We start from the raw sequence: 224 nt of genomic DNA, 5'->3' as shown, positions 1-224 counted from the left end.
GGAGCCACGGTTATTGTTAACAACAATACTCAAGCAACCATCACCAACGAAGATGGTACATTTAGCTTAGAAGGTATTCTTTTAGAAAAGAACATAGTTACAGCTTCATACATGGGGTTTCAATCAAAATCAAAAGAAATAAAATCTTCTACCAAACCAAACAACACTAAACTAGAGGTAAATTTTTCTTTAAATGAAAACTTAGAATTACTAGACCATGTTAG

At 32.1% G+C, this 224-nt stretch carries 1 protein-coding gene; it reads left to right on the top strand.

Going from position 1 to position 224, the window contains the following annotated elements:
• Window positions 1-224 (top strand): carboxypeptidase-like regulatory domain-containing protein (locus tag OU788_RS12840; RefSeq protein WP_274635508.1); only part of this gene is annotated, 224 nt, incomplete at both ends.

This window comes from Tenacibaculum sp. L6, assembly GCF_028823685.1.
In the GTDB taxonomy this organism is placed as follows: domain Bacteria; phylum Bacteroidota; class Bacteroidia; order Flavobacteriales; family Flavobacteriaceae; genus Polaribacter.
This window is presented reverse-complemented; position numbering and strand designations above follow the sequence as displayed.